At 68.7% G+C, this 6,755-nt stretch carries 6 protein-coding genes and 1 pseudogene; 1 reads left to right on the top strand and 6 read right to left on the bottom strand.

Going from position 1 to position 6,755, the window contains the following annotated elements; all coding sequences use genetic code 11:
- Positions 1 to 101 precede the first annotated feature (101 nt).
- Together AB8P05_RS14105 and AB8P05_RS14110 are read right to left on the bottom strand one after the other, a co-directional pair.
- Entirely contained in the window at positions 102 to 1,475 is a 1,374-nt protein-coding gene (locus tag AB8P05_RS14105; RefSeq protein ID WP_472759368.1) for an NAD(P)H-dependent flavin oxidoreductase, read from the bottom strand.
- 280 nt (positions 1,476 to 1,755) lie between these two features.
- Positions 1,756 to 2,499, bottom strand: coding sequence for a glycerophosphoryl diester phosphodiesterase (locus AB8P05_RS14110; protein WP_472757864.1), 744 nt, complete (start codon positions 2,497 to 2,499; stop codon positions 1,756 to 1,758).
- Positions 2,500 to 2,565: 66 nt separating this feature from the next.
- Here AB8P05_RS14110 and AB8P05_RS14115 point away from each other — a divergent pair, with 66 nt between their 5' ends.
- On the top strand, positions 2,566 to 3,603 hold the full coding sequence (locus tag AB8P05_RS14115) for a lysine-2,3-aminomutase-like protein (protein WP_472757863.1): 1,038 nt from the start codon (positions 2,566 to 2,568) through the stop codon (positions 3,601 to 3,603).
- A 10-nt stretch (positions 3,604 to 3,613) separates the two neighbouring features.
- Here the strand turns inward: AB8P05_RS14115 and AB8P05_RS14120 are convergent, their stop codons facing one another.
- The 4 genes and pseudogenes from AB8P05_RS14120 to AB8P05_RS14135 all read right to left on the bottom strand — a co-directional run.
- Positions 3,614 to 4,141 carry a tryptophan-rich sensory protein gene (locus AB8P05_RS14120; RefSeq protein WP_472757862.1) on the bottom strand — a complete coding sequence of 176 codons (528 nt, stop codon included), beginning with the start codon at positions 4,139 to 4,141 and terminating at the stop codon, positions 3,614 to 3,616.
- Positions 4,142 to 4,188: 47 nt separating this feature from the next.
- The gene (holA, locus tag AB8P05_RS14125) at positions 4,189 to 5,214 is read right to left on the bottom strand and encodes a DNA polymerase III subunit delta (protein ID WP_472757861.1); all 1,026 of its coding nucleotides are present in this window, start codon (positions 5,212 to 5,214) and stop codon (positions 4,189 to 4,191) included.
- A gap of 18 nt (positions 5,215 to 5,232) precedes the next feature.
- The gene (lptE, locus tag AB8P05_RS14130; RefSeq protein WP_472757860.1) at positions 5,233 to 5,739 is read right to left on the bottom strand and encodes an LPS assembly lipoprotein LptE; all 507 of its coding nucleotides are present in this window, start codon (positions 5,737 to 5,739) and stop codon (positions 5,233 to 5,235) included.
- 52 nt (positions 5,740 to 5,791) lie between these two features.
- Positions 5,792 to 6,754 (bottom strand): annotated as a pseudogene (locus AB8P05_RS14135) (class I tRNA ligase family protein); the annotation flags it as partial.
- Between the last annotated feature and the right edge of the window lies 1 nt (position 6,755).

A 6,755-nucleotide genomic window follows, 5' to 3' on the forward strand; every position in this document is an offset into this window, starting at 1 on the left:
CGGACAGGATTCAATCGGACGGGCGGCAATCGGAACGGTTCAAAGCAAAGGCCGCCGGCAGTCACCCGCCGGCGGCCCTGTCGGTCCGGGATCGCAGCCGGTCAATAGCCGGTGGCGATCCGCTCCACGAGCTGCTTCACCGTCGGGATGAAGCCGTCATTGTAGTAAGGATCGCTGGCGAAGCGGTAGGCGTTGTGCCCCGCGAACATCAGCTGATTCTCGCAGTCGTCGGTGTGACTGACCGCCTGGAGCGTCTTCTGGATGCAGAAGGAGCGCGGATCGGCACGCTTGCCCGTCGTTCCTTCCTCGTTCTGCGCCCAGTTGGAGAAGCCGCAGGCCGACAGGCAGCCCATGCAGTCGACCTGATCGCGCAGGATCTTTTCCGACTGCTCGGGCGTGACGAACACCAGCGTGCTGTCGGGCGTCTTCAGCGCGGTGGTGAAGCCCTGCGACAGCCAGCCCTCGGCGCGCTGCTTGTCGCTTTCGGTCACATAGACAGGGCGGCCGCGCGGACCGACCGGGAATTCGGCCGAATGCTCGCCCACCGGCTTGGACAGATAGGCGACCTGTCGCTCCGACCGGCCCATCAGGTCCAGCAGGAAGGGGTTCTTCACCGCCGACGAATAGAAGCCCGTGGGCGAGAAGCGGTTGAGGAAGACGTCGCCCGGCTGAAGCGCCACCAGCTTGCGCTTCCACGCCATGGAGATCGGGCTTTCCTGCGTCAGCAGCGGACGGGTACCGAACTGGAAGGCGACCGGCCCCAGGTCGGGGTTGTCGATCCAGTCCTCCCACTCCGACAGCCACCAGACGCCGCCCGCCATCACGATGGGGGTGTCATTCAGGCCGAAGCTGTTCATCATCTGGCGCAGGGCCAGGACGCGGGGGAACGGATCCTCCGGCTTCTGCGGGTCTTCGGAGTTGGACAGGCCGTTGTGGCCACCGGCCAGCCACGGATCCTCGTAGACCACGCCGCCCAGATGTTCACGGAACTTGTGGTAGGCGCGCAGCCACAGGGCGCGGAAGGCGCGGGCCGACGACACGATCGGATAGTAATGGACGCCGTAGCGCACCGCGATCTCGGCAACCTTGTAGGGCATGCCGGCGCCGCAGGTGACGCCGTGGATCAGGCCCTGCGAGCCCTCCAGCACGCCGTGCAGGATGTGCTCCGCCCCGCCCATTTCCCACAGGACGTTCATGTGGATGCGGCCATTGCCGTTCGACGTCTCGTGCGCGATGCGCGCCTGGGCGATGCCGCCCTCGATGCCGAAGGCGATCAGTTCGTCGTGGCGCTCGCGCCGAGTCTTGCCCTTGTAGATCTGCGGCAGAAGGTTGCCGTTCTCATCGTAGCTGTCGGCGTTGACACCCGAAAAGGTGCCAATCCCACCGGCTGCCGCCCAGGCACCGGAGCTTTCGCCGTTGGATACGGCAATACCCTTGCCACCCTCGACGAGCGGCAAAACCTCCCGGCCGGACATCTGCAACGGCTTCAACGCCTTCAACGAACCCTCCAAAGACCGTACGTGGCGCCCAGCGGGACACCGGATCAAAAGCGGCGGACAACCAGACGACGAAAAGCTCCGCCGGAATCCACGTGGGTTCCGGCGGGATCGCCAATGCGGTCCTATATATGAGGAATTGGCCCGCCCTACGAGCGGATTCAGCCCCCCGCGCAAAAAACGTTCACGATTTGCCGCAGTCGCGAACGGAAGCGTCAGCCTGCCGGACGCTCCCCCGGCACACCGTCAGGCGTGCCCGTCAGGCATCCGGCCCCAACTCCCGCGCCAGCCGGCCCGGTGCGTCGGTGAAGACGGCGGACACGCCCCAGCCGAACAGCGTTCGCGCCCGGCCGGCGTCGTTGACGGTATAGCTCAGCACCGGCCGCCCGGTGGCGCGGTATTCCGCCACAGTCTCCGCGGTCTGACGCTTCTGGTCGACATTCAGGGTCGCCGCCCCGATGCGGTCGGCGATGGCAGCCCAGTCGGACGGCGGATCCCACAGCAGGTAGCCGCGCGGGATCTCCGGCCACAGCCGCTGCGCAACCTCCAGGCAGGGCACCTCGAAGCTGGACAGCAGAAGCGGCAGGCCCGACGGCCAGAGCGGACGCAGGCTGTTCAGCGCCACCTCCGCCGTGATCTCCTCCTGTCCCGGATAGGGCTTGATCTCCAGGTTCAGGCCGAGGCCGAGTTCGCGGACCAGCGCCACCGCCTCCTCCAGCGTCGGCACCCGTTCGCCGACGAAGCCGGCATCGAACCAGCGCCCGGCGTCGAGCCGTTGCAGTTCGGCCAGATCGAGGAGCGGCACCGGGCCGGTGCCGGTGGTGGTGCGGTCCAGCGTGTCGTCATGGATCAGCACCGGATACTGGTCGCGGGTCAGCATGACATCGACCTCCACCCAGCGGGCGCCCTGGCGGGCGGCCTCCCGGATCGAGGCGAGCGTGTTTTCCGGCGCATTTTCCTTGGCGCCGCGATGGCCGATCAGGCGGGGAAGAGTCGACAGCATGGGTCTCGCAGGAGTAAGAGCGGTCGCTTTCCTACATGACCCATTCCGTCGAGACGGGAAAGAGCGATGAAGGCCCTGCACAGCGTTTCCGATCTGGTGGCCGCCGGCCTGATGACGCCGGAGGCGGGCGACGCCGTGCGTACGGTGGCCGACCGCTACGCCGTGGCGCTGACCCCGTACCTGCGCGAGACGCTGGCCGGACGTACAGACCAGCGGGACCCGCTCTATGCCCAGTACGTCCCCTCCCCCGCCGAGGCGTACAGCACGCCGGAGGAGATGGAAGACCCCATCGGCGACGTGGCGCGCAGCCCGGTGAAGGGCATCGTCCACCGCTACCCCGACCGGGTGCTGCTGAAGCCGCTGCATGCCTGCGCGGTCTATTGCCGCTTCTGCTTCCGCCGCGAGATGGTCGGTCCGGGCGGGGAGGCACTGACCGCCGACGAGTTGGACGCCGCGCTCGCCTACATCCGCGATCATGAGGAGGTGTGGGAGGTCGTCGTCACCGGCGGCGACCCCCTGCTGCTGTCGCCCCGCCGGCTGCGCGGGATCGTCCAGGCGCTGTCGGCCATGCCCCATGTCGGCGTCGTCCGCCTGCACAGCCGCATCCCAGCCGCCGATCCCGACCGCGTCACGCCGGAGCTGGTGGAGGCGCTGACCGCGCCGGACCTCGCCACCTGGGTCGCCGTCCACATCAACCACGCCGACGAGCTGACCGCGCCGGTGCGGACGGCACTCGCCCGGCTGGTGGAGGCCGGGATTCCGCTGGTCGGCCAGACCGTGCTGCTGAAGGGCATCAACGACAGCCATGCGGCGCTGGAGGCGCTGTTCCGCGGCATGGTGCGCAACCGGGTGAAGCCCTATTACCTGCACCACCCCGACCTTGCCGCCGGCACCAGCCATTTCCGGCCGACCCTGGCCGAGGGGCAGGCGCTGGTGACCGGCCTGCGGGGGCGGCTGTCGGGCCTGTGTCAGCCCACCTATGTTCTCGACATCCCCGGCGGCCACGGCAAGGCACCCGCCGCTCCGGCCTGGATCGAAGAACAGGGCGAGGGTAGCTATCGCGTGACCGACTTCACCGGCCGGGTTCACGATTACCGGGGATGAGGCCGGCTCCTCACCACAAGGCCGGCGTGCCGAACAGCGGATCGGGGTTGATGAGGGCGTTGTGGATGCCGACGACCGACGCGAAGCCGGTCCACAGGATCAGCGGCGTCCAGATCAGCGCGATGCCGCGGTCGTCCCGCGCCACCAGCGCGATGCAGATGGACGTGATGATGAAGAAGGACACCGTCCAAACCGCGGCGAGGATCGAACTGCCCAGCGTGAAATAGACGAGGCTGAAGGTCGCGTAGATCACCCAGGTCACCGCCTGGAGCCCGATCAGCAGGCCGCGGTCTCGGATCCGGCGCGCCGGGTCGAGCAGTCGGATGTCGCCCCAGATCTGGAAGACGTTCAGCGTGAACCACATCACCGGGAAGGCCCAGCCCGGCGGCTGCAGCGGCGACGGCTGATGGCCGGGAAAGGGCTGGCCGCCGCGTTCGACGAAGCCCCAGGCGTTGACGATGACCCAGAACAGCAGGGGTTGCCACCAGCGGACCCGGAAGGGGGCGGGCGGTGGCGCGGTGTAGGTGGCGTCGCTCATGCCCGGCGAAATAGCGCGCGGGCCCCAACGGTCAAGTCAGCGCCCCTTCAGCGCCGCGCCCCCAGCGAGGCGAGCTGGAACAGCACGCGGGCGCACAGCGTCTCGTCCGGCATGTTGGTGCGCTTGCAGTCGGCCTCGGCGTCGACCAGCCGTTCCAGCGCCTGCCGGACATGGCCGGGCGACCAGTGGCGGGCCTGTTTGACCAGCCGGGTCTTCAGCTTGAAGAAGACCGGCGGGCGCAGCGACTCGACGGCGGCCTCAGGCGACTTGCCGGCGGCGACCTGGGCGCAGAGCAGTTGCAGGCGCTGGAAATGGCGCTGGGCGCCGCGCAGGATCGGCACCGGCGAGGTGCCCTCGGCGAACAGCCGCGCCAGCGAGCGGTCGAGCGTGGCGAAGTCGCCCTCCGCCGCCGCCCACACCGGCTCGTCCATCGACAAGGCGGCGCTGTCGCCGATGCAGGCCTGGGCGTCCTCCAGCCGCACGCGCTTGTCGGTGCCCATATAGAGCGCCAGCTTCTCCGCCTCGCCGCGCGCCACCATGCGGTCGCCGACGAGGTTGGCGGCGAGGAAGCTCAGCGCGTCGGGATCGGCGGTCAGCCCGTGGCCGTGCAGGATGTCGGCGATGACGCGGCCGAGCGACGCCTCCTCCTCCACATAGCAGGGAATGGCGGCGGCACCGTCGGCACCTTCGAACAGAAGCCGCAGCTTGGAGCGGGCCGACAGGTCGCCCGACTCGACGACCACGAGGCTGTCGCCCGGCGGCAGGTTTTCCAGGAAGGCGGTGAAGGCAGCGGTGCTGTTGTCCTCGGCGTCGCGGACGCGGATCAGGCGCCGGCCGCCGGTGAAGGAGATCGCCGCGGCCTCGTCGGCCAGCCGCGCCGGATCGTCGGCGATGGCGCGGCCCAGGAATTCGGCGACGCGGAAGGGATCGGACAGGTCCGGCACCACCGTCTTGCCCAAGGTCTGGGCACGGTCGCGCACGAGGCCCGAGTCGGGGCCATAAAGCAGCACCGCCCGGACCTTGGGGTCCGGGCTGCGCAGGAAACCGTCGATCGCCTTGGGCTGGAGCTTCACCCGACCATCTCCCGCCGGTCAGGATCCGCGGCCGAGATACATGGCGACGCGGGTGGTGATGTCGTTGGAGATGTCCTCTAGCGCCCGGTCATAGGCGCTCTGCACCGTCACGATGGCGGCGTAATGCTGTTCCAGCGTGTTGTAGCTGATCATCGACCGCGAACTCGACTGGAACACCACCTGCCCCGTCCGGGTGTCGGTCAGCCGGTAGGGCGCGTTGACCAGCAGCTGGGCGCGCACCGCGGTGGCGTCCTTCTGCAGGGCCAGCTTCTGCTCCGACGCCGACACCGACACGTCCAGCCGGTAGCGCGGATTGCTCGGCCGCTCCGACGGATAGAAGTTGTCGATCAGCAGGTTGCGGAGCTTCTGCCCTTCCCGGTTGGGGATCGACGCGATGTCGACCTCCATCAGCCGGTCCGCCGCCTCGGCCCCGACGCCCTTGCCGCCATAGAGCGGCTGGAAACCGCAACCCGACAGCGACATGGCGGACAGGCCGAGCGCGAGGGCGAACAGCCCCCGCGTCAAACCCTGACGGAACGGGGCCCGGCGGAGCGGGCTCCGGCTGAACAGACTGGGATCAGACGACGACATTGATCACCCGGTTCGGGACGACGATGACCTTGCGGGCCGGCTTGCCGTCCATGGCGCGCTGGACATTGGCATCGGCCAGCGCCGCCTGCTCCGCCGCGTCCTTGTCCATGTCGCGCGGCAGCTCCAGCGTGGCGCGCAGCTTGCCGTTGACCTGGACCGCCACCTTGACGCTGTCCTCCACCACCAGGGCGGGGTCGGCTTCCGGCCAGGGCTGATCGGCCAGCAGGTCGGTGTGACCCAGCTGGGCCCACAGCTCCTCGCCCAGATGCGGCATCATCGGGCCGACGAGGCGGACCAGCGACTCGAAGCCCTCACGCAGGACCCAGGCCTCGCCCTCGCCTTTGCCGTCCAGTTCGCCCAGCGCGTTGGACAGTTCGCGGACGCGGGCAACCGCCTTGTTGAAGCGGAACTTGTCGAGATCCTCCGACACGCCGGCGATGGTCTTGTGGACCAGACGGCGGGCGGCCTCGGCCTTGGGGCCGAACGACTCGGGTTTCGGCGTGCCGGCGGGCGGCAGCTCCACCGGGGCCTCCGTCACCATCCGCCACAGGCGGTTGATGTAGCGCCAGGCGCCGTCGATGCCGGCCTCGGTCCATTCCAGATCGCGTTCCGGCGGGCTGTCGGACAGCATGAACAGGCGGGCGGCGTCGGCGCCGTAGGTGCCGATGATGTGCGCCGGGTCCACCACGTTCTTCTTGGACTTCGACATCTTCTCGACGCGGCCGACATTGACCGGCGCGCCGGTGTCGGCCCGGACCCATTCGCCCTTGTCGTTCTTCGTCAGGTCGGTTGGGGCCAGCCAGGCGCCGGTGCCGGCGTCCTTGTAAGTCTCATGGTTGACCATGCCCTGGGTGAACAGGCCGGTGAACGGCTCGTCCAGGTTCAGGTAGCCGCAGGTCTTCAGCGCGCGCGTCCAGAAGCGGCTGTAGAGCAGGTGCAGGACCGCATGC

The sequence above is a fragment of the Azospirillum sp. VT-I1 genome, from assembly GCF_055698305.1.